The 21,930-nt window shown below is 61.0% G+C and carries 15 protein-coding genes; 4 read left to right on the forward strand and 11 right to left on the reverse strand.

Translation table 11 applies throughout. The features are described 5' to 3' along the window. Positions 1-192 precede the first annotated feature (192 nt). The 5 genes from HS961_RS18440 to HS961_RS18460 all read right to left on the reverse strand — a co-directional run bounded on the left by HS961_RS18440 (position 193) and on the right by HS961_RS18460 (position 8,368). Positions 193-2,679, reverse strand: coding sequence for a TonB-dependent siderophore receptor (locus HS961_RS18440; protein WP_182324487.1), 2,487 nt, complete (start codon positions 2,677-2,679; stop codon positions 193-195). 136 nt (positions 2,680-2,815) lie between these two features. Next, positions 2,816-4,177, reverse strand: coding sequence for a sigma-70 family RNA polymerase sigma factor (locus tag HS961_RS18445; protein WP_182324489.1), 1,362 nt, complete (start codon positions 4,175-4,177; stop codon positions 2,816-2,818). A gap of 97 nt (positions 4,178-4,274) precedes the next feature. Further along, positions 4,275-6,590 carry a TonB-dependent siderophore receptor gene (locus HS961_RS18450; RefSeq protein WP_182328332.1) on the reverse strand — a complete coding sequence of 772 codons (2,316 nt, stop codon included), beginning with the start codon at positions 6,588-6,590 and terminating at the stop codon, positions 4,275-4,277. 264 nt (positions 6,591-6,854) lie between these two features. Beyond that, entirely contained in the window at positions 6,855-7,862 is a 1,008-nt protein-coding gene (locus tag HS961_RS18455; RefSeq protein WP_182324491.1) for a FecR domain-containing protein, read from the reverse strand. Continuing rightward, complete coding sequence (locus HS961_RS18460) at positions 7,859-8,368, reverse strand: sigma-70 family RNA polymerase sigma factor (protein ID WP_182324492.1); 510 nt, start codon at positions 8,366-8,368, stop codon at positions 7,859-7,861. Before HS961_RS18460 ends, HS961_RS18455 begins: the two co-directional genes overlap by 4 nt. Before the next feature lie 194 nt (positions 8,369-8,562). On the opposite strand from HS961_RS18460, the gene HS961_RS18465 reads away from it, so the two are divergent. Further along, positions 8,563-9,459 (forward strand): LysR family transcriptional regulator, encoded by an 897-nt coding sequence (locus HS961_RS18465; protein ID WP_182324493.1) that lies wholly within the window; start codon positions 8,563-8,565, stop codon positions 9,457-9,459. An 86-nt stretch (positions 9,460-9,545) separates the two neighbouring features. Here HS961_RS18465 and HS961_RS18470 read toward each other — a convergent pair whose 3' ends face one another. Continuing rightward, positions 9,546-11,198, reverse strand: a complete 1,653-nt coding sequence (locus HS961_RS18470) for a ParB-like protein (protein WP_182324494.1) — start codon at positions 11,196-11,198, stop codon at positions 9,546-9,548. A gap of 316 nt (positions 11,199-11,514) precedes the next feature. Between HS961_RS18470 and HS961_RS18475 the strand changes: the two genes are divergently transcribed. The 3 genes from HS961_RS18475 to HS961_RS18485 all read left to right on the forward strand — a co-directional run bounded on the left by HS961_RS18475 (position 11,515) and on the right by HS961_RS18485 (position 16,625). Further along, positions 11,515-12,642, forward strand: coding sequence for an NADH:flavin oxidoreductase/NADH oxidase (locus tag HS961_RS18475; protein WP_182324495.1), 1,128 nt, complete (start codon positions 11,515-11,517; stop codon positions 12,640-12,642). A gap of 573 nt (positions 12,643-13,215) precedes the next feature. Beyond that, on the forward strand, positions 13,216-14,901 hold the full coding sequence (gene aspT / locus HS961_RS18480; protein ID WP_182324496.1) for an aspartate-alanine antiporter: 1,686 nt from the start codon (positions 13,216-13,218) through the stop codon (positions 14,899-14,901). Between the two features lie 122 nt (positions 14,902-15,023). Next, the gene (locus HS961_RS18485) at positions 15,024-16,625 is read left to right on the forward strand and encodes a bifunctional aspartate transaminase/aspartate 4-decarboxylase (RefSeq protein ID WP_182324497.1); all 1,602 of its coding nucleotides are present in this window, start codon (positions 15,024-15,026) and stop codon (positions 16,623-16,625) included. Positions 16,626-16,723: 98 nt separating this feature from the next. Here the strand turns inward: HS961_RS18485 and HS961_RS18490 are convergent, their stop codons facing one another. The 5 genes from HS961_RS18490 to HS961_RS18510 form a co-directional block, all read right to left on the reverse strand. Continuing rightward, the gene (locus HS961_RS18490) at positions 16,724-19,132 is read right to left on the reverse strand and encodes a DNA polymerase II (RefSeq protein WP_182324498.1); all 2,409 of its coding nucleotides are present in this window, start codon (positions 19,130-19,132) and stop codon (positions 16,724-16,726) included. Positions 19,133-19,924: 792 nt separating this feature from the next. Next, the gene (locus HS961_RS18495; RefSeq protein WP_182324500.1) at positions 19,925-20,320 is read right to left on the reverse strand and encodes a hypothetical protein; all 396 of its coding nucleotides are present in this window, start codon (positions 20,318-20,320) and stop codon (positions 19,925-19,927) included. A 154-nt stretch (positions 20,321-20,474) separates the two neighbouring features. Further along, entirely contained in the window at positions 20,475-20,909 is a 435-nt protein-coding gene (locus HS961_RS18500; RefSeq protein ID WP_182324501.1) for a hypothetical protein, read from the reverse strand. 26 nt (positions 20,910-20,935) lie between these two features. Then, the gene (locus tag HS961_RS18505; RefSeq protein ID WP_182324503.1) at positions 20,936-21,139 is read right to left on the reverse strand and encodes a hypothetical protein; all 204 of its coding nucleotides are present in this window, start codon (positions 21,137-21,139) and stop codon (positions 20,936-20,938) included. Positions 21,140-21,487: 348 nt separating this feature from the next. Continuing rightward, positions 21,488-21,919, reverse strand: a complete 432-nt coding sequence (locus HS961_RS18510) for a hypothetical protein (RefSeq protein WP_182324505.1) — start codon at positions 21,917-21,919, stop codon at positions 21,488-21,490. Positions 21,920-21,930: the final 11 nt, after the last annotated feature.

Here is a 21,930-nt window from a genome sequence, read left to right on the forward strand (position 1 = left end):
TCGTGGTGGTTGCGGGGTAAACAATTTTTGCTGAGCCGATGGGCCTTTTCAGGCCCCTCCTCTTACATGACAAACGAGATGCAAAAAAGGGCCATTTGGTTTGTAAGCACCTGTCGAGGCCCCCCCGCCTGTGGCAGCGGGTGGGCCCTCGAACGGTGATGGTTCAAGCCAGCGGCCCGGCGCTTTTTTTGTTTAGAAGGTCCCCCGCAAAGTCAGCATCGCGCTGCGCGGGCTGCCGTAGTAGTTGCTGCCGCTCGCATAACCCACCGACTGGTAGTAAGTCTTGTCGAACAGGTTGTTGATGTTCAAGGTCAGCGTCCAGCGCGGGTCGACCTTGTACTGCAGCATGGCATTCCATACGGCGTAGCCGCCTTGGCTGAAGTCATAGCTGCGCACCGGGTTCCAGTCCGCGTCATACAAGGTGTCCTTCACATAGTGCTTGCTCTGGATGTGGGCGCTGGCCCCCACGCGCCAGGCAGAGAGCTCGCCCGGCAAGGTGTAGGCGGTGCTCAGCTTGAGCAGATGGCGCGGCGTGATGCTGCTGAAAGGCGCACCCTCGGTTTCATCGCGGGTGGAGACATAGGTGTAGCCCGCAGAGGCTTGCCAGCCCGGGCGCAGCTCGCCACCCACTTCTACATCAAAGCCCCGGCTGGTGACCCGGCCCTGTGGCAGGAAGCAGCAGTTGCCCGACCATTCCTCGTGGTTGCTGGGGTAGCGCGTGTCGAGTACAGCCGTGCCCGTGCGCTCCACATTGAAGACGCTGAAAGTGGCATTGAGCTTGCCCTCCATCAGCTCGCCCTTGAGGCCGGCCTCATAGCTCTTGCCCTTGACAGGTGCCAGCGAATCGCCGGGCGGCGGGCCCGACTTGGACAGTGCCTGCGGCTTGAGGATGGAGGCATAGCTCAGGTAGGCAGACCATTGGTCGTTCAGGTCATAGATCACGCCGCCATAGGGGCTGAACTTGCCCGGCTCAGTGAAGCGGCTGCCCGATGCCAGCTCCCAGTTGCCGGCTGCGTCCATCGACTCATACACCTGGTTGAACTTGTACTTGGCGTAGCGCCCACCCAGGATGACATGCAGCCGGTCCGTAGGGTGCAGGCGCAGCACGCCATAGCCGCCCAGCTGCTTTTGCCCCCAAGGGTTGTAGCGGCGCGAAACCGGGCCCGCCGCCGCTGGCTGCCAGCTGCCGGGGTTGAACACATCAATCGGCACCACGCCCGATGGATCGCTGGAGTAGCCCACATTCCAGAAGCTCTCGACGCTCTGGCGGTCCACGCCCAGCACCAGCTCATGCGTGCGGCCCAGTAGCGAGAAGTTGCCCGACAGGCTGGCATCCACCACGGTCTGGGTGTTCTTGTACAGGTAGTGGCCCCCGCCATTCCAGGTCACGCCGGTGCCCGTCTCGCGGTCCAGTGCGCCATAGCCAAAGGCGGTGGTTCCGTCATAGTCGGACGAGGTGCGGGTCACATTCAGCTTGGCGCGCCAGTTCGGGTTCAGCCTGTGCTCCAGCGCGGCAAACAGCTCGGAGTTCTGCGTGAAGCCGGTGGACCAGGGCTGGGTCAAGCTGGTGTTGCGCGGCAGGCCGATGTTGCTGCCATCGTTGTAGCGGGGCACATCGCCACCGCCCTCGCCGCGCATGCGGATGTTGGCGCGGCTCAGGCCCGCAGTCAGCAAGGTGTCGGGGCTCAGATCGGCCTCGATGATGCCGTAGAACTGGGGCGAGCGTTGGTGCTTGATATCGATGAAGGAGTCACTGTCGGTATAGGACACCACCGCCCGGCCACGCACCCGGCCTTCAAGCGCCAGCGGGCCGGTCACATCGAGCATGCTGCGGTAGTTGTTCCAGCTGCCCAGCGACTGCTGCACCGTCACACGCGGCTCAGCCAAGGGCTTTTTGCGCACGATGTTGATGATGCCGCCCGGATCGCCCACGCCGCCCAGCAGGCCGGATGCGCCCCGCATCACCTCGACCCGGTCGTAGAAATCCATGTTCTGCGCGGCGCTGTAGGTGAAGTTGGAGATGTTCAGCGGCGCGCCACCATCGACCTGCATGCTGTCGATCTGGAAGCCGCGCGAGAAGAAGTTCGCGGCCTCGGCATTGGTCAAGGTCGTTGTGATGCCCGGTGTGGCGGCCAGCGCATCGCGCACCTCGGTCAGGCGTCGGTCATCGAGCTGCGCCCGTGTCACCACCGATACCGACTGCGGAATCTCGCGGAAGGCCAGGTCGGACTTGGAGGCAATGCTGGTCACCCGGCTCGTGTAGGAGCCGGTGTCTTCGGTAGTGCCGTCCACCGCGCGGCGCGCCTGCACCCGCACCTCCGCCAAGGTGCTCTCGCGCGTGGGCGCCGTCTCTACCGTCAAGGTGCCATCCTGCATGCGGCCATGCAGGCCGCTGTTCTTGAGCAGGCTGTCGAGCGCCTCGCGCAGCGGCAGCTGGCCATGCAGCGCTGGCGCCTGGCGGCCGGCGGCCAGCTCGGGCGCAAACACCAGCTGCAGGCCGGCCTGGCGGGCAAACTGGTCCAGCGCAGCGGCCAGCGGCTGGGCGGCCATGTCAAAGCGCTGGGTCTGCGCGGGGTTGGCGGTTTGCGCCAGCGCGCCCTGCAGCGGCAGCGCCAGGCCCAGCAAGAGCGCGGCATGGGCCAGCGGAGTGCGCCGGGCACGGAAAAGCAATGAAGGCATGAAAATCGTCCTCGTGAAGATGGGGTGAAAGCAATCGCTCACCACAAGGACGATTGGCCCTGAAAGTTCCTGAAAAATAATTTGATCGCGGCTGCCGCAGCCCGCATAGTGCAGTGCCATACCGTGCCCTGCTCCATCAAGACCGGCTGCGGCGGCTGAGCAGCAAGCTGCCATCGCTTTGCTGCTGCACCTGCACCGGCAAGGCCCGGGGCAGTGCCTGTATCCACGCCTGGGCCTGCGCAATACGCACCCGGCCGCTGAGCGGCAAGCGCGCTGCATCCGGCGTGGCCTCCATCGCAAACGGCGCATAGCGCGCCAGCCGCTCCAGCGCCTGGCCCAGGGTGGCATGCTGGAACACCAGCTCGCCATGGCGCCAGGAGGCGGCCGACTCCACCGGCGACAGCTCGGGGCTGCGGTCGCCCACCCCCCACTGCAGCGCCTGGCCGGCCTCCAGCGTTTGCACAAAACCGTCATCGCGCGCCGTGGCCGTGGCGCCGTCCTCGGCCATCGGCTCTACGCGCACCCGGCCGGATTCGACCTGCACGCTGACCCGGCTGGGGCCTCGGCCCATCGGCGTGATCTCCACGCCAAAGCGCGTGCCCAGCACGGTGATGCGCAGGCCGGCCGCCTGCACCTCGAACGGCCGGTTCTCATCACGCGCCACCTCAAAAAATGCTGCGCCCTGCAGCAGCTGCACCGATCGGCGCGCCGCAAAATACTGCAGCTGCGCCTGGCTGAGGGCATCGAGCAGCAAGCTGGAGCCATCAGGCAGCGCATGCCGCACCTGCTGGCCGCGCGGGCTCTGCCAACGGGCTTGCCACTGCACATGCTGCTGGCGGTAAAGCTGCCACTGCTGCCAGCCCAGATGGCCGCCCAGACCCACACCGGCAAAACTGAGCAGCGCGGCCAGGCTGCGGCGCCGACCCGCACGCCGGGCGCTGCCCAGGTGGTTGCCGCGCCAGCGCTGCAACGCATCTTCCACACAGGCACTGGCCTGGATCAGATCACGCTCGATGGTGTTCAGCGATACGCCCAAGCGCTCGGCAATCAGCGGCTGCTTGTCGCCATGGATGCGGTGGGCCACAAAGACGGCGCGGCTGCGCTCGGGCAGCCCCGCCAGTGCCGTCTCCAGCACCGCCAGCGCCTGGCGGTACATCACGGAATCGGCCACATCCGGCGCATGGCTGGGCGCCAGCTGCTCCTGCAGCACAGCACCTTCCACATAGCGGCCGTGGCGCTGTCGGCGGCGGTGCGCGTCCAGCGCCAAGTGCTGGGTCATCACCGCCAGGTAGGCCGTCGTGTCATCGGGCTGGTCGCCAGAGGCCTCGGCCTGGCCACTGGCCTGGGCATGCTCGGCCAGCTTCAGCCAGGCCTCATGCACCAGCTCGCCTGCCTCGTCGCGGCTGCCGGTGCTGCGCGTCGCCACCCGCACCAGGTCGGCATAGGCCCGGTCAAAGCCGGTCAATAGCGCGCGGGTGAAGGAGGCTGACAATTCCATGGGGCTGGATCATAAGCCATGAAAGAGAATCATTCTCAATAGCCACACTGATTTTCTGTCCTCTGCACCAGGAACGCGCTTTTATCACTACGCGTACTTAGAAGAAGTACTTGAAGCTCAGCGTCGCCTCGCGGTCTACGCCGCGGAAGATGCCCGCGTAATAGGTCTTGTTGAAGAGGTTGTTGACGTTGAGCGCCACGCGGTATTTAGGTGTTTCATAGGCCAGCGCCAGATCGGCCACGGTCACCGCGTCGTTGTAGTTCAGGCTGCCATTGGAGGCCAGGTTATAGGGCGAGCGGCCCTTGTAGCGCAGGCCAGCTCCCACCATCACGCCCGGCAGGCTGCGCGGGCGGTAGTCCAGCCAGAGGCTGGCCATGTGGCGCGAGGTCTGCAGGGTTTGCTGGCCGATCTCTGCTGGCCGGTTGCTTTGGGTGGTGCGCGGGTCCAGATAGGTATAGCCAAGCATGCCCTGCACTTCTGGCGTGAGGGCCATCTGCGCTTCCAGCTCAAAGCCGGTCGAGCGCACCTCGCCGGTCTGCACGCTGAAGCGCGGGTGGTCTGGGTCCTGGGTGGTCACATTGGTCTGGCGCAGGTCAAACACCGAGGCGGTGACCACGCTCTTGCTGCCGGGCGGCTGGTACTTGATGCCGACCTCGTACTGCTTGCCCTTGCGCGGCGCAAAGGCACTGCCATCAAAGGCCAGGCCGGTGGTCGGGTCGAACGAGCTCGCGTAGCTGGCATACGGCGCCAGACCATTGGCCATCTGGTAGAGCAGGCCCACGCTGCCGGTGGTGGCGTTGTCGCGCATGCGTGGCTGGCTGCTGCTGCTTTGCGTGGTGCGGGCCACATCATGGCGCAGGCTGAGGTTGGCAATCCAGGGCCCGTGTTTGAACTGGTTGAGGGTGTAGATACCGGTCTGGCGCAGGTCGCTGTTGCTGTCTTCGAGCTCAGGCACCTCAATCGACTGGCCATAGACAGGCGCGCTCAGGCTGAGGTTGGGGACATCCCAGCCAAAGCCCAGGCCGCCGCGCTCCTTGTACTTGGTGATATCGACGCCCCAGGCCATGCGGTGCTCCACATCGCCCCAGCGCAGGTCCTTTTGCGCCCGGCTGTCCATCGCCAGGGTCTTGCCCTTGGTGCGCTGGGCCAGGTTGGCGCGGGTCACGCTGTCGCCATCGGCCAGCACATCCATCGCGTAGATGTGGCGGTAGTCGATGTCGATCGTGGAGTAGCGCAGGTTCTGGGCAAAGGTCCAGCCGCTGTCGGTCTGGTGCGAGAACGCATAGCCCAGCGAGCGGGTGTCGCGGTCAAAGCGGTCAAACGCGGGGTCGCCTGCCGTGAGCTTGGGCGACAGCTGCTTGATCTGCGGATAGGTAAACAGGCTGGGCCACCAGGGTTTGGGCGTGCTGCGCTCGCGCGAGTAATTGGCCAGCACTGTCAGCTGGGTCTGGTTGGAAATATTCCACTGCAACGATGGCGCAATGGCCAGGCGGTCGTCGCGCGATCCGATGGCGCGGCCATCGCTGTCACGGCCCTTGAGGTTCAAGCGGTAGAGCAGCTTGCCATCCGCATCCAGCGCGCCGCCGAGATCGGCTGTGAGCTGGGTGCGGTGGTAGCGCCCGTACGAAGCGCCCACGCTGTTGACATGGTCCGCCTCAGGCCGTTTGGACAGCACATGGATGACACCACCGGGCCGGCCCTGGCCAAACAGCATGGAGGCGGGGCCTTTGATGACCTCCAGGCTCTCTATCTCGTCGATCTCGTCATTCCAGGAGCCATAGGTGCCGGCGGCAAACTGGCGCAGCCCATCCTTGTAGTACGAGCTGCCATCGCTGAAGCCCCGGATGATGGCGCCCGTCATGCGCACATCGGCGCCGGTGACCTCGGTGGCCACGCCGGGTGTATAGGACAGCGCCTGCTCGATGCTCTTGGGCGCCTGGGCCTGCAGCTGGGCCTGGCTCACGACCGAGATGCTGCGTGGCGTCTCCATCAGACTGGTGCCCAGCTTGGTGGCAGACACGGGGCCGGGGCTGGCATAGCTCTGCTGTGCCTGGCCGCGCTGCGAGGTCACCGTGACTGCCGGCAGGGTGGTATCGCTCGCCTGGCCAGCGCTGGCAGGCGCCACGGCGGGGCGCGGTGCGGCTTGCAAGATATAGGCGCCAGCGGCGGTGCGCTGCAGGGCCAGGCCGGTGCCGGCCAGCAGGCGCTGCAGCGCTTCATCCGGCGCATAGCTGCCCTGCAGGCCCGCACTGCGCAAGCCCTGGACCTGCGCTTGCGTGAAGGACAGCAGCAGGCCCGATTCGCGCCCAAAGCGGTTCAGCGCATCTTCAAGGGCGCCGGCCGGTATCTGGTAGCTGCGGCTGGCCCCCACGGCCTGCGATGCAGCCGTTGGCTGGGCATGGCTGCTGGCCATGCCGGCACAGGCCAGCGCAAGCACCAGGCTGCGGCAGGCCCAGACATGGGTTGCGGAAGAAGCGCTCAACGCAGACAGCCCGGCAGCGGGAAGGGGGTGGACAGAAGACTTGGCCATGGTGATCACCAACAAAAGAGGACGGGTGGCAGGAGCGCCGTGCAAGACGGCGCCATGCCGCTTTCCTTTGACATGTCCCGCGAGAACGAAAAACAGACCAGGCTGGCTCGAAATTTTTTGAAATTTTTTTGATCGCGTTCTGGATCGCTAGATCGCCTTCTCCACCACCACCTCGCGCTGGCCCCACCAGCGCACCAGATTGCGCACCCGCAAACCTGGCAGAGCATCGAGTGTGGCCAGCACCCGCGCCACATCGGCCAGCGGGTAGCTGCCCGACATGCGCAGGCCCGCCACTGCCGGATCACAGACCAGGCGCTCCACGCTATAGGGCTGCAACGCGGCCAGCATGTCGGCCAGCGGCATGCCGCGCGCCACCAGCATGCCGTCCGTCCAGGCCAGGCTTTCCTCATACACCGCCTGCGGCGTCGATACCGACGCGGCTTGCAGCACGGCGCTAAAGCCAGCTTGCAGCACGGTCCCGGCCCCAGCGCTGTGGGCTGGGGTCAGCCGCACGGCGCCATCAAACACACTGACCAGGCTGCCCCCACCGGCCAGGCTACGCAGCGAAAAACGGGTGCCCAGCGCCTGCGCCAGGCCATCGCGCGTCTGCACGACAAAGTCGCGCGCCGGTTGCTGGGGATCGGCTGCCGTGGTGACCAGCACCTCGCCCTCCACCAGCTGCAGGCGGCGCAGGCCTGCGCTGTAGTCGATGTTCAAGGCCGTCGCGCCGTTCAGCACCAGCTGGGTGCCGTCTTCCAGGCGCATGCGCTTGCGCTCGGCACGGGCCGTGCGCACATCGGCACCCCAACGCCGCCAAGGCAGTTGCTGCTCGGCCTGCCAGACGATGCCCGCGCCAAACACCAGCAGCGCCAAGGTCTGCACCACCTGGCGGCGGCGCGCCGATCCCCGGGGCGCCAACGCCGCCCGCGCCACCTCGGCCGCGCCGCTGCTGCCAGGCGCTGCCAGCGCGCTGAGTTTGTCGTGGACCCGGGCCAGGTGCTGCCAGGCTGTTTCATGCAAAGGGTCCGCACCACGCCAGGCCAGCCAAGCCTGGTGCTGGCCTTCCGTCAGCGCGCCCTCTTGCTGCTGCAGCCACCACTCCACGGCGCTGCGCGCTACCTCGGGCGGTACGGCCAAGGCGCCGGGGCCCGTCATGGCGCCACCGCAAAAAAGCAGCGCATGCCCGCCTGCAGCAGGTAGCGCTTGACGGTGGTGAGCGACAGGCCGAGCGCCTGCGCAATCTCGGTCTGCTTCATGCCATCGAGCTGGGCCATCAAGAACGCGCGGCGCACAGAGGGGGGCAGGCCATCGAGCATGCGATCGATCTCGTCGAGCGCCTCCAAGAGCAGCGCCCGCTCTTCCGGCGAGATGGCCGTGGCCTGTGGCACCTGGGCCAGCGCCTCCAGATAGGCACGTTCCAGCTGCTGGCGGCGGTAGTGGTTGGCCAGCACACGCTGGGCCACTGTCGTCAAAAAGGCCCGGGGTTCGCGCGCCTGCACCGGCTCCTCGCGCGTGAGCAAGCGCATGAAGGTGTCCTGCGCCAGATCGGCCGCCTGGTGTACATCGCCCAGCTTGCGGCGCAACCATCCCTGCAGCCAGCCATGGTGGTCGGCATAGAGCGTGGCAACTTCTGAATGCACAGGGGGTTCGGCGCTGGACATAGGGCTGGGGGCATGCAAGCATGCCCAGAGACAATGCAAATAGGAATTAATCGCATTGTAACCAGTGGTATTTGGCCCTTCTGACATCCGCACCTCGGCGATCCTGTTCTCAGCCCAAACCCGCAATGCCACGCAGGCAAGGCTGAGCGCCGACAATATCAGCCAAATTTAGCTATTCAAAGATTTCGATAAGCATGCGAGATATCAAGAAAATGGACCTCAACCTGCTCAAGGCGCTGGACGCACTGCTCGATGAGCGCAGCGTGACCCGCGCCGCCGGCAGGCTGGGGCTGACCCAGCCGGCGATGAGTGGCATGCTGCAGCGGCTGCGCGAGAGTTTTGCCGACCCCTTGTTTGCACGCGCCCAGCGCGGCATGGTGCCCACCCAGCGCGCGCTGGATCTGGCCTTGCCGATCAAGCAGATGCTGTGCGAGATCGATGCACTGCTGCAGCCACCGGTGTTTGACCCCAGCACTGCCCGGCTCACCTTCCGCATTGCCGCCACCGACTATGCGCTGCGCGCCATCGCCGTGCCTTTTATTGCGGCCTTGAAGCGCCAAGCGCCCTGCATTCGCGTGGCGCTGAGCCCCCTGGAGCCGCGCCTGGTGCAGGGCCAGCTGGAGCGCGGCGATATCGACCTGGCGTTTTTGACGGCCGAGAACACGCCCCAGGACATGCATGCGCGCCAGCTGTTCCAGGAGCACTATGTCTGCGTGATGCGCGAGGGCCACGCCGCTGCGCGCCGCAAGCTCAGCGTCAAGCAGTTCTGCGCTTTGGACCATGCGCTGGTGTCGTATGAGGGCGGCGGCTTCCACGGCGTGGTGGACGAGGCGCTGGAGAAGCTGGGCCAGCGCCGTGATGTGACCTTGTCGCTCAAATGCTTTGTGGTGCTGCCCGATATCCTGCGCTCCAGCGACATGGTCGCCGTGCTGCCCAGCCGCCTGGTCGCTGGCATGGAGGGGCTATCGGTCAGCATGCCGCCGGTAGAGGTGCCGGGCTTTGGGCAGCTGGCCGTCTGGCATGAGCGCAGCCACCATGACCCGGCGCAGCGCTGGCTGCGCGAATTGCTGTTTGCAGCGACCCAGGCATAGGGGGCCCCTTAAGGGCCCTCTGGACTGCCGCATGAGCGCCCAACCCCAAGGTTGCGGCGCTCCAAGGGCTTAGGTGCTGGCTACGCTTATTGCGCTACCCAGGGCGGCGACTGGGTGTAGTTGTTCCAGCATGCAGGCTGCTGCGCTGGAGCGCCTTGGCAGGTACGCCAGCCTACGGCATACCAGGCCTTACCGCCGTTGCGGTAATCGCCTGCTTTTTTGGCGTCACTGCGCCAAACTTCTTTTTCCAGCGTGTCGTTCCAGTCCTTCGTCTTCAAGGGGCTTGTGGTTGGTGTGAGCTGGCCCATGGCCGTGTTGGTCACGCCAGGGAAAATTTCTGTCCCGGGTGCGGCGCTGCGCATTTTGAAAGCAGCATCACGTACAGCGGCGACGTAGCTGACGGTGCTACCTGCGCCTGCCAGTTCAACGCCGCCTTGGACATTGACTTCGGCAGCGTTGAGGTCCTTCAGGTTGTATTTGCTCAGATCGAGTGCAGCTTGGCCAGACGCTGCTTCGCGCAGCCACAGGCCCCAGTAGAACTCGGCAAACTCCTGCACCTGGGCGTTGCTGTAACCCATATCGCGGGTGAGGTAGACCAAGGAGCGATACGGGTCGTCCGCCAGGGCGCCCAGGCCCAAAGAGCTAGGCAATTGTTCTGGCGTGATGGCAGCGCCTGCCTTGTCGAACAGCCAGACGAACTTGTTGGCCTGCATTTTTTGCCAGAAGCTCGTGAGGTCTGGCGTATCGCTGAAATTGCCTGCGACGCGTACATACACCGTCAGGTCTGGGCCGCCATCGGCCAATTCCCACAGGGTCGTGAAGGTGTGGTGGCCGTCGGTCAGGTAGAGCTGGCCATTGGGGCCAACCACCACGGTTTTGAGGCCATCGGGGCTGACATCGCTATCGACTACCGTGCATTTGAAACCTGTTGCCTTGATCAAGGAGACTTCGCCCACCACATAGTCGCTGGCGCTGCCACGGCCCGTGTCTTCACAGTAGTCCTTGGCGCGCTTCAGTTCGGTCGCTTCGGTTTGGTCTTTGAAATTGGTGGATCCAGCCTCAAAGCGTGCCATGTTCGGTTGCTTGCGCGCCAGATGGTAGTAAATCTGGTCGTAGCCCACCGAAGGCTGGGTGGGGTGCAGGTCCTTCAGGTGGACGGCCATCACCTCGCCCGTTTGGCGTGTGAAGTTGTCGGACACCACCACGTCAATCGAACAAGATTGGCCGGCCGCCAAGCTCAGGTCGTTGCGGCAGGCTGGCACCTGGCTGTTATCGCTGGAGGAAAACAAACGCGTGCTGGCGTTGCCGTTCTGGATGCTCAAACCCTGCAGGCGCACTGATTGCTGGGTGGTGTTGCGCACCAATACACGCTCGCTAAAGTCCCGGTCCAGACTGATTTTTGCCGGGCTGGTTTGCAAGTCCAGCGTGCGCTGCACTGCTTCGGCCTGTGTGCTGTCTGCCTGGCTGAAGCCCACCACGGCAAGCATCGCCAGCACGGGCAGGCTCAACCAATGGCCTGCGCCTTTGCGCTTGCCCAGCAGCAGCACCAAGCCAATGGCCAGCACGCTCAACAACACCGCCAGCGGGCCCAATGGCACGGGCACGGCTGCAGCAGCACCTGGGGCCAGGATGGCCACGAACTCCACGACCAGTGAAGCGGTGGTGGTTTGGGCATAGACGGGAGAAGCGGCGGTTGCGACAAGCGCCAGCGTGGCAGTCGGCAAGAATAGACGGTGCATAAATGGGGGGGACAGGTAACAAAATGCTAGGCCGTCACCCTAAGGCCTGAATTTGACAGCATCGTGACAAGACCGGCCATAGCCATCTGTTTTGCGATACATGCAAGGGGCACGCCTGATATCAGCCAGACATATGGCCGCCATAAAAAACCAGCATTTGATTTATAGCTGTAGCGCCTCAATTGCAGGCGATGGACGGCCGAAGCAGCCCCTGTTCGGGCTAACGACCACCGGCGTTGCAGGTGTTTAAAACGATCTGCAGGCAGCGGGTTCGGCGGCCGTTCCATCCCTTTTTTTCCTCACTCCAAGCATTCCCATGTCAGCCCTGTTTACCCCCTTTACCCTCAAAGATGTCACCCTGCGCAACCGCATTGCCGTGCCCCCGATGTGCCAGTACAGCGCCACCGATGGCTTCACCAATGACTGGCACCAGGTGCATTACCCGTCTATCGCCCGGGGCGGCGCGGGCTTGGTGATTGTTGAGGCCACAGGCGTGTCGGCCGACGGCCGTATCAGCCCATCCTGCCTGGGCCTCTGGGATGACGCCCATGTGCCCGGCCTGGCGCGCATTGCTGCGGGTATCGAGGCCGCAGGCGCCGTGCCCGGCATCCAGATTGCGCACGCCGGCCGCAAGGCCAGTGCCAACAGCCCTTGGGAAGGCGACGACCATATCCCCGAGAGCGACCCGCGCGCCTGGCAAACCATTGCGCCTTCGGCCATCGCCTTTGGTGGCGACCTGGGCCGCGTGCCCCGCGAGATGACCTTGGCCGACATCGAACGCGTGAAGGCCGACTTTGTCGCCGCCGCCCGCCGCGCGCTGGCTGCAGGCTTCAAATGGCTGGAGCTGCACTTTGCCCATGGCTACCTGGCGCAGAGCTTTTTCTCGGCCCACTCCAACCAGCGCCAGGATGCCTATGGCGGCAGCTTTGACAACCGCGCCCGCTTTGCGCTGGAGACGCTGGCCGCCGTGCGCGAAGTCTGGCCCGAGAACCTGCCGCTGACCGCCCGCTTTGGCGTCATTGAATACGATGGCCGCGATGAGGAGACTCTGGCTGAATCCATTGAGCTGGTGCGCCGCATGCGCGAAGGCGGTCTGGATCTCCTCAACGTCAGCGTGAACTTTGTCATCCCCGGCGTGCAGATCCCATGGGGCGAGCCCGCCTTCCTGGCCCCGATTGCCGCCCGTGTCAGCCGCGAGGCTGGCCTGCCCGTCGCATCGAGCTGGGGCATTGACGACCCCGAGCTGGCCGAGCGCGTGGTGGCCGAGGGCCAGATGGCCTTGGTGATGATGGGCCGCTCGATGCTGGCCAACCCGCACTACCCCTACACCCTGGCTCAGCAGCTCAAAGCGGCCCGGCCAGACTGGGTGCTGCCTGCCCCTTACGCTCACTGGCTGGAGCGCTACCGTGGTGCCGGCAAGCAGGCGCAAGTGGCTGCCGCTTAAGCGCTAGCTAACGGAGACTGGCCAGGCACCATCTGGCCAGTCTCTGCCTCTCCCTCTCCCACCTCAAAACGCGCTGCCCCGCTGGTCTGTGGTCGTTGCGCCTGGCAAAGATGCGCGTGTCTTGGGCTTCATCCGCACATCCAAAACCTTTCTCGATAAAACCCATCCACCACATCTATAAACGTGGACTAGTGTGTGGCAAGAACACATCAGATCCGCAACATATCTACGCACCAGAAATCAGAACTGACACCTGCAGCCTGCGGTCCAACCCGGGCGTGCATCGCCTACATGCGGGTGTTCGCTCACTAGCCGTCTTGCACAGCGCAAGCATGGGCCCATGCCATCCCATGCCGCTGCTTCAAGCCCTAGATCCTTGAAACCATTCAGCTTCTGATCTGCGACAAGCGCCGCCCCATCTTGCGGCTTCGTCAGTCTTGTCCTACATGCAGATTTCTGCGCACTCGGTTAACGTGGCAGCACCCCATTGCAAACAATTCCTAACAAGCTGTACGCCGGGCGACCTTGAATTTAGCCGGTGGAGCAGCCCTTCTTTTGACCTGAAAGGCTCTTATGGATTGGCTCAAAGGTATCTTGCACCAGGCGCCCGAGATAGCGCTGTTTGCATCGCTGGCACTTGGCTATGGGGTCGGCAAGCTGCGTTTTGGCTCGTTCCAGTTGGGGGGTGTGGCAGGCTCGCTGTTGGCGGCGGTGCTGATCAGCCAGGTGGGGGTGCAGATCGATTCGGGCATCAAGGCGGTGCTGTTTGCGCTGTTCATCTATGCCGTGGGCTTTGAGAGTGGGCCGCAGTTCTTTCGCTCCTTGGGGCGGCAGTCCATCAAAGAGATCTTGATGGCGGCGGTGGTCGCCATCTCCGGCCTGGTGACCGTCGTGGTGTTGGCGCGGGTGTTCAACCTGGACAAGGGCCTGGCAGCGGGCTTGGCCGCTGGCGGCATGACGCAGTCGGCCATCATCGGTACGGCAGGCTCGGCCATCGAGAAACTGGGCCTGGCGGCCGACGAGGTGCAGCGCATGCAGGCCAATGTGGCCATCGGCTATGCGGTGACCTATATCTTTGGCTCCTTCGGCGCCATCTTGCTGTGCGTGAATGTGCTGCAGTGGCTGACCGGCCGCAAGATCCATGACGATGCCATCCAGGCCGAGCAGGAGATGCTCAAGGGCGTGCATGTCTATGGCGCGGGCGAATCGCCTGCGGCGCCTGATCTGGTGGGGCGCATTTTCAAGGTCAAGCAATCGGGCCGGACCGTGGCCGAGCTGGAGGCCAGTGCGCAGCAAGGCCCGGCCACCATTGAGCGCATCCGCCGCAAGAATGCGCTGGTGGGTGTGGACCCGCAGCTGGTGCTGGAGGCCGGCGACATCGTGCTGCTGGTGGGCCGGCGTGCAGCGGTGGTGGCCCTGGGTGCCAGTATCGGTGATGAGCTTCAAAGCGCTGAAGACATGGATGTGGTCATGGTGCGCCGGGATGTGTCCATCACCAACCCGCAGTACCTCAAGCGCAGCGTCAAGGACATCCTGGATAGCCTGACACCTGAGTTCAAGCACGGCGTTTATGCCGTGGCGCTGACGCGCTCGGGCGCGCCCTTGCCGATTACACCCGCCACCCTGATCGTGCCCGGCGATGTGGTGACCCTGTTTGGCACGCCCCAGGATGTGCAAAATGCTGCGCAGTCGGTGGGGCCCATTCTCATCCCCAGCGACAAGACAGACTTTGTCTTCCACGGCCTGGGCATCACCGTCGGGCTGCTGATTGGGCTGCTGGTGGTGCGCATCGGCTCCATCCCCATCACCCTGGGCAGCGGCGGTGGCGCCCTGTTGGCAGGCCTGCTGTTTGGCTGGTGGCGCAGCCGCAAGCACACCCTGGGCAATATGCCCACTGCTGCCTCTGCCCTGCTGCGCGACCTGGGCCTTGCTGGTTTTGTGGCCATGGTCGGCCTGCAATCGGGCCAGCAGGCGGTGAGCACGGTGATGGAGCAAGGCCTGAGCCTGTTCTTGATGGGCGTGGTGGTGACCATCGTGCCGCTGCTGATTGCGATGCTGTTTGGCAAGTATGTCCTGCGCTATGAGAACGTCGCCATTTTTGCCGGCGCGCTGTCGGGCGCGCGCAGTGCCAACCCGGCCTTTGGCGAGGTGCTGGACAAGGCCGGCAACGCCATCCCCACGGTGCCGTTTGCGATCACCTATGCGCTGGCCAATGTGTTTCTGACCCTGCTCGGCCCGCTGGTCATCGCCTTTGCCTGAGCCGCGCTTCTGTTCTGGCTGACCCCATTCGCATAGCGGCGGCACAGCGCCGCCTCCCCTCTTCCCGTTTATCTCGTTTATCTCGTTTAACGCGTTTATCAACGACTGCAAGGAGTTGCACCATGTCTCAGGACTACCAGCGTCTGGCCCATTTGAGCCCGTTTGAGCTTAAAGATGAATTGATCAAGGTGGCATCGGGCAAGGCCAATCGGCTGATGCTCAACGCCGGGCGCGGCAACCCCAACTTTCTGGCCACCACGCCGCGCCGCGCCTTCTTCCGCCTGGGGCTGTTTGCGGCGGCAGAGTCTGAGCTGTCGTATTCGTACATGACGGCAGGCGTCGGTGGCCTGGCCAATATCGAGGGCATCGAGAGCCGGTTTGAGCGCTATACGGCCGAGCACCGCGACCAAGAAGGCGTGCGCTTTCTGGGCAAGTCACTCAGCTATGTGCGCGACCAACTGGGCCTGGACCCTGCGGCCTTTCTGCATGAAATGGTGGACGGCATCCTGGGCTGCAACTACCCGGTGCCGCCGCGCATGCTGAGCGTGAGCGAGCAGATCGTGCGCCAGTACATCGTGCGCGAGATGGCCGGCGGCGCGGTGCCGGTGGAGTCGGTGGACCTGTTTGCGGTGGAAGGTGGCACGGCCGCGATGGCCTATATCTTTGAGAGCCTGCGCATCAGCGGCCTGCTCAAGGCGGGGGACAAGGTCGCCATCGGCATGCCGGTGTTCACGCCGTATATCGAGATCCCCGAGCTGGCCCAGTACGCGCTGGAGGAGGTACCCATCCATGCCGATCCGGACAATGGCTGGCAGTACTCCGACGCCGAGCTGGACAAGCTGCGCGACCCGGCCGTCAAGATCTTCTTCTGCGTCAACCCCAGCAATCCGCCCTCGGTCAAGATGGACCAGCGCAGCCTGGACCGCATCAAGACCATCATTGCCGACCACCGGCCGGATCTGATGGTGCTGACCGACGATGTCTACGGCACCTTTGCCGATGACTTCCAGTCGCTGTTCTCGGTCTGCCCGCACAACACCTTGCTGGTCTATTCGTTCTCCAAGTACTTTGGCGCCACCGGCTGGCGCCTGGGCGTGATTGCCGCGCACAAGGAGAACATCTTTGACAAGGCGCTGGCACAGTTGCCAGAAAGCGCCAAGCAGGTGCTGGACGAGCGCTACCGCTCGCTATTGCCCGATGTGCGATCGCTCAAGTTCATCGACCGGCTGGTGGCTGACAGCCGCGTGGTGGCGCTGAACCACACCGCCGGCTTGTCGACCCCGCAGCAGGTGCAGATGGTGCTGTTCTCGTTGTTTGCGTTGATGGACGAAGCCGATGCCTACAAGCAGGCGCTCAAGCAGCTGATCCGCCGCCGCGAAGCCACCCTGTACCGCGAGCTGGGCATGCCGCCGCTGCACAACCCCAACTCCGTCAACTACTACAGCCTGATCGATCTGCAGAGCGTGACCTGCCGGCTCTATGGCCAGGAGTTCTCGGACTGGGCGGTGCAGCAATCCTCTACCGGCGACATGCTGTTCCGCATTGCCGACGAGACCGGCATTGTGCTGCTGCCGGGCCGGGGCTTTGGCTCTGACCGGCCATCGGGCCGCGCGTCTTTGGCCAACCTGAACGAGTACCAGTACGCTGCCATTGGCCGCGCCTTGCGCAAGATGGTGGACGAGCTGCATGTGCAGTTCCAGGCGCAGTCAGGCGACAAGGGCTGAGCGGGTTAGCGGATTAGCGGCTGAGCAGGTGCAGCGCAGGTACGCCCTGCTCTGCCCTGCCGCCACCTGAGCACATCCGCAGCAGGCCCAGCGGCGCGCTAAAACAGCTCCTGCTGCATGGAGGTCAGGCTGTTGAAATCCTCACCCAGCGGCTGCAAGATGGCATCGGCAATCGGCTGCAGTTGCTTGCTCAGGTAGTGCTCGTAGTCGATGGGCGACTGGCGCACCTCCAAGGGCTCCGGCCCGTTCTTACCCATCACATAGCGGATCCAACCACCACGTTGGTACTGCAGCGGGCGGCCCAGGCGCGCGTTGTAGTCATCGGCCATGCGGGCGGCGCGCACCTGCGGCGGCAGGTTGGCCACATAGGCATCCAGCCGGTGGCGCAGGCGCTTGCGGTAGATCAGCTGGTCGTCCTTTTTGCCGGCCAAGGTGGCCTGCGCATAGTCGATCACAAAGTCGCGGTAGGGCTCGCCCTGGAAGACGCGCGACAGCAGCCCTTCCTGGAACTGGCGCGCCAACGGCGTCCAGTCGCTGCGCGCCATCTCCAGCCCCCGGTAGACCATGGCCTCTTGCCCATCGGCATCCACACTCAGGCCCGCATAGCGCTTTTTGCTGCCCACATCCGAGCCCCGAATGGTGGGCATGAAGAACTTCTTGTAGTGCGTGTCGAACTCAATTTCGAGAAAGCTCTCCAGGTTCTGTTCCTGGCGCAGGCCTTGCGTCCACCAGGCATTGATGTCCTTGACCAGCGATGTGGCGACCGCATGCGCTTCCTGGTTGCTGTGGGCACGGCCCAGCCAGATAAAGATCGAATCCGTATCCCCGTAGATGACCTCGTAGCCGCGCTGCTGCACCAACGCCTTGGTGCGCTTGACCATCTCATGGCCGCGCAAGGTGATCGACGAGATCAGCGCCGGGTTGAAGAAGCGGCATTCCGTCGCACCCAGCACCCCGGCAAAGGAGTTCATCACTAACTTGAGTGCCTGCGACAGCGGCTCGTTCTTGCTGCGCTTGGCCTCATCGCGCGCGCGCCAGAGCGTGGTGACGATCTCGGGCAGGCAGTGCTTGTCGCGCGAGAAGCGCGTGTCCATCGGCCCGCGAATCAGCGATGCGGTATCACTGCCATGCAGGCCTTCGGCCAGGCCTACCGGGTCGACCAGGTAGGTGCGGATGATCGAGGGGTAGAGACTTTTGTAATCGAGCACCACCACCGAGTCATAAAAGCCGGGCCGCGAATCCAGCACATAGCCGCCGGGTGAGGACTTGCCCCGCACATCGCCCACATTGGGTGCCACATAACCCTGGCGGTGCATGCGCGGCAGGTAGTGGTGGCTGAATGCAGCAATCGAGCCGCCAAACTGGTCCAGCTGCAGGCCGGTGGCATGCGCCCGCTCCATCGCAAACTGCAGCAGCTGGGCCTTGTCAAAAATGCGCAGCACCAGCTCGCAATCGCGGATGTTGTAGGTAGCCAGCGCCGGCTTGTCCTCCTGGTAGCGGCGCTCGATCTCGGCCATCTTGTCGTACTCGTCGCCAATGTCCTTGCCCTCGCCCAGCAAGGCCTGAGCCACGTTCTCCAGGCTGAACGACGGAAAGCTCCAGACCGCCGCCCGCAAGGCCTCGATGCCATCGATGACCGCGCGCCCCGGCATCGGCGCGAACCAGTAGTCTTGCTTGCCCGGGTGTGCCCGCCAGGCAATGGGCCGGCCCTCACGCCCCAGCAGCAGCGGGGTGGCACAGTCATCCGCCGTCTTTTGCAGCACCCGCAGGTCGAACTGAATGACATTCCAGCCAACGATGACATCCGGGTCATGGCGCGCAAACCAGGCGTTGAGCTGCTCGATCATCGCCTTGCGGCTGGCGCAATAGATCAGCCGGAAGTCGCTGGTTGGTTCTGAGTCTTCTGTTTGTTCTGTTTGTTTTGCCTGTGCCGTTGGCGCCGGTGCATCGCCCAGCATGAACACCACCCGCTCACCCACGCCATCCAGCGCAATCGAGTACAGATCCTGGTGCTGGCTGGTTTCGATATCAAGCGACACGACTTTGAGCGCAGGCCGGTAGGCAGGCGCGGGCAACAGCCGGCAGTCCACCAGCGCTCCATCCACCGCCTGCCCACCTTCTATCTGGACGCCCGCCGTTATAAAGCGCTCCATCAAATAGCGCTCATGAGGCCGCACATCGGCTTCCAGTAGCGGCACATCAAGCTGCTTCAACCCACGCGTGAGTTTGCCCAGCTGCCGGTAGTGCTTGGCATACACCCCCAGCACCGGCTCCTGCTGAAAACTCTTGAGGGCCAGCTCGCGCAGATCCATATCCGGCATCGCCAGCAACTGCGTCTGCACCACCACCCGGTGCCGCGCCTCCACAAAAGCCACCGACATCTGCCGCGTCAGCAGCACTTTCAATGGGCCGGCCTCCGTCGCCAACCAGTACTCAATCTCCGTGCCCGCAGCCGTGTCCCGCCAATGGCGGGTCAGGATGAAACCTTGTTGGGGGGTGGTGGGCACGGTAGACGAAGCGAACAGAAGGGAGCCGACGGCAGCGCCTTCTATTGTCGTCGTTCAGTGCAGAGATCATGCCCAGCTAGCGGAATTCTCAGACGGCGATGCTCTTTCTCGGTTCCTTTAAGAGAGGAAGTTGCTGAACCTATCCTTCAAGGGTCGCTGGTATGAGGGATATTTCCACAAAAACCGAATTCTTTCACTATCGAAAAATAAAAATGCGCATCATCAAGCCGCCTATCACCGCATATTGCCACCACCGCACGACTGAGTTTCGATGCATTTGGGCTGTATGCTGATTCCCAGTGTATTGAAATAGTACTTTTCAGCTGCTTTTGACTTTGGTTTTTTAGGCCAATTTATATATTCAACTTCAACTCCGTCTCAAACCAATGGAGCGAGCAATTTAGAAATATTCCTCAAACGTTCTGCAGAGACATTTTCAGTATTTTTATCATTTACACTGTAATTTGTAAAAACCAAAACTGAGCTAGTATCATAAAAATCCCTCGAATCAATAAACCATAGCACTACAGTACGCGCGGAGGACTTGCCAATGGTAGTACTTTCCTCCTCGAACTCAATGAACTGCTGCAGACCACCTAGCGTACATGCAACGGCAGGAGAGTTTACGATGAAAGATAAAACAATGGCAATATATCTTATAGCATTTATCATTAATCGTCACTTACAAGACTATAAATACGCATAGAAAATATGTGCCCAGACTCCATTCACAATAATTTCAACAAGTCAAAATGAGTTATGCTTCAAATAACTAGTTTATTAAATTTTGCGTCAACGCATATTACCTCCGCAACAGGAATGCGTTTCAATGCATTTGGGTTGAATACTAATTCCCAACGTATTAAAATAGTAATCATCAACCACTTTTATATCTGATTTTCTGGGTGAATTGACATATTCAATTTTTACCTTATGCATTACAAGAGGAGCAAGCAATCTAGAAATATTATTTAAACGTTCACTTGAGATATTTCGACTTGCATCATCCCCTTCATCATAATCAATATGAACTAAAACTGAACTAATTCCGTCAATATCTCGCCAATCAATAAACCACAATGCAATATTCTTCGCCGTGGAGGCGCCTAGGGTTGCATCACTCTTCACATACTCAACGTACTTCTCTAGACCAAAGGGTTTACATGCCATAGCAGAAAAGCTCATCATCAACAAGGTATTCAGTAGCAAGAGCCTCAAAACTTTCATGCCACACCCTTTGCAATTAGAACGATGAAAGTATGCATAAACTATATAGATTTAATAATCCGTATTAAAAGATTTTACCAATTTCGGAAATGCTTTATTTTTACTTAAATCCCTGTCAACGTCTGTCACCACCACAACATGAATGCGTTTCAATACATTTAGGCTGAATGCTAATTCCCAAAATATTGAAATAGTAATTATCGGCAGTTTTAGAATGTGGCTTTCTGGGCCAATTAACATATTCAATTTTTACATTTTGCGCTACAAGTGGAGCAAGCAACCTAGAAACATTGGTTAAACGTATATTGGAAATATCTTGACTTGCATTAACTTCCTCATTGTAATACGTCATGACCAAAACTGAACTAATGCCATCAATATCTCGCCAATCAATGAACCACAATGCAATATCTTTTGCCCGGGAGGCCCCAATGGTTAAATCTCCCTTATCGAATTCAATAAACTGCTCTAGATTCCCAAGTTTACATGCTACAGCATTAGAATTTACAGTCAAAAAAACAATCATCAATAGATATTTAATAACTCCCATTGCCATCTCCTTGTAAAAAAGAACATTCAAGCTATCGCCAAAATGTATGCCGCCAAGCCATCAGAATTCATCCTCGCTTTGACATCCGCAAAATTTCTAGACTCGCTGTTAACACCAGGGAAATAGTCAATAGAACTTGCAACTCCATGAAAATCCATCACCTCATGAAGAAGTGTCAGCAACTGCGGATCTCTCACTGCAGAACTTTGATTTTCATATAGATAACCCATGCTTTTCCATTAGCAGACGATCTGCTCGGCAATACCAAAACGCTGGGCCGGCACGCTGGTAATCTCATCGCTGGCAGCGATCAGGGCACAGTGCCGTAGTGGTGCGGGCATTCATGTGCAGGGCTATTTGCATATATGGAACCCTAGTCGACTGCAGTGACTGTACAAGCTCACGCAGTACTTCGCGAGCCATGAACAGTCGATATCGGTTTCGTCTATGCAATCATCAGGAATGCGACAACTGTAGATTTGTACAAAAAATATAGACAGCTAATTTTCACCCATAAAAGGCTTCGACAAAACCACCAATTGTTTACGGTTCAAAAATTAAAATATTTTAATTTATTATCAACGCATGTTACCCCCGCAACATGAATCCGTCTCCATGCATTTCGGTTGAATGCTAATTCCTAGCGTATTAAAATAATATTTTTCAGCGGCTTTTGATTTTGGTTTTTTTGGCCAATTAATGAATTCAATGTTGACATCCCCAACCAACGGGGCGAGCAATTTAGAAATATTTCTTAAGCGCTCAGCCGAGATATTTTTAGTATTTATATCATTTACATCGTAATGTGTAAAAACCAAAACCGAGCTAATACCACCAATATCTCTCCGTTCAATAAACCATAGCGCTACACTGCGCGCCGTGGACTTACCTATGGTTGTCTCTCTTTCCTTGAATTCAATGAACTGCTCTAAGCCAGATAGCTTGCATGCAATGACAGGAGAGCTTACGAAAAAAAATAATGCAATCGCAAGATATTTGATGGCGTTCATTCTAACTCTCC

The organism is Comamonas piscis (assembly GCF_014109725.1).
Classification (GTDB): domain Bacteria; phylum Pseudomonadota; class Gammaproteobacteria; order Burkholderiales; family Burkholderiaceae_C; genus Comamonas; species Comamonas piscis.

What these genes read in the sequence shown, in the direction of transcription:
- HS961_RS18510 (WP_182324505.1), bottom strand. Translation starts at nt 21,919, where the DNA reads ATGAACGCCATCAAATATCTTGCGATTGCATTATTTTTTTTCGTAAGC.
- HS961_RS18485 (WP_182324497.1), top strand. Translation starts at nt 15,024, where the DNA reads ATGTCTCAGGACTACCAGCGTCTGGCCCATTTGAGCCCGTTTGAGCTT.
- aspT (WP_182324496.1), top strand. Translation starts at nt 13,216, where the DNA reads ATGGATTGGCTCAAAGGTATCTTGCACCAGGCGCCCGAGATAGCGCTG.
- HS961_RS18455 (WP_182324491.1), bottom strand. Translation starts at nt 7,862, where the DNA reads ATGACGGGCCCCGGCGCCTTGGCCGTACCGCCCGAGGTAGCGCGCAGC.
- HS961_RS18500 (WP_182324501.1), bottom strand. Translation starts at nt 20,909, where the DNA reads ATGGGAGTTATTAAATATCTATTGATGATTGTTTTTTTGACTGTAAAT.
- HS961_RS18440 (WP_182324487.1), bottom strand. Translation starts at nt 2,679, where the DNA reads ATGCCTTCATTGCTTTTCCGTGCCCGGCGCACTCCGCTGGCCCATGCC.
- HS961_RS18465 (WP_182324493.1), top strand. Translation starts at nt 8,563, where the DNA reads ATGCGAGATATCAAGAAAATGGACCTCAACCTGCTCAAGGCGCTGGAC.
- HS961_RS18470 (WP_182324494.1), bottom strand. Translation starts at nt 11,198, where the DNA reads ATGCACCGTCTATTCTTGCCGACTGCCACGCTGGCGCTTGTCGCAACC.
- HS961_RS18475 (WP_182324495.1), top strand. Translation starts at nt 11,515, where the DNA reads ATGTCAGCCCTGTTTACCCCCTTTACCCTCAAAGATGTCACCCTGCGC.
- HS961_RS18495 (WP_182324500.1), bottom strand. Translation starts at nt 20,320, where the DNA reads ATGATGAGCTTTTCTGCTATGGCATGTAAACCCTTTGGTCTAGAGAAG.
- HS961_RS18460 (WP_182324492.1), bottom strand. Translation starts at nt 8,368, where the DNA reads ATGTCCAGCGCCGAACCCCCTGTGCATTCAGAAGTTGCCACGCTCTAT.
- HS961_RS18450 (WP_182328332.1), bottom strand. Translation starts at nt 6,590, where the DNA reads ATGGCCAGCAGCCATGCCCAGCCAACGGCTGCATCGCAGGCCGTGGGG.
- HS961_RS18505 (WP_182324503.1), bottom strand. Translation starts at nt 21,139, where the DNA reads ATGGGTTATCTATATGAAAATCAAAGTTCTGCAGTGAGAGATCCGCAG.
- HS961_RS18445 (WP_182324489.1), bottom strand. Translation starts at nt 4,177, where the DNA reads ATGGAATTGTCAGCCTCCTTCACCCGCGCGCTATTGACCGGCTTTGAC.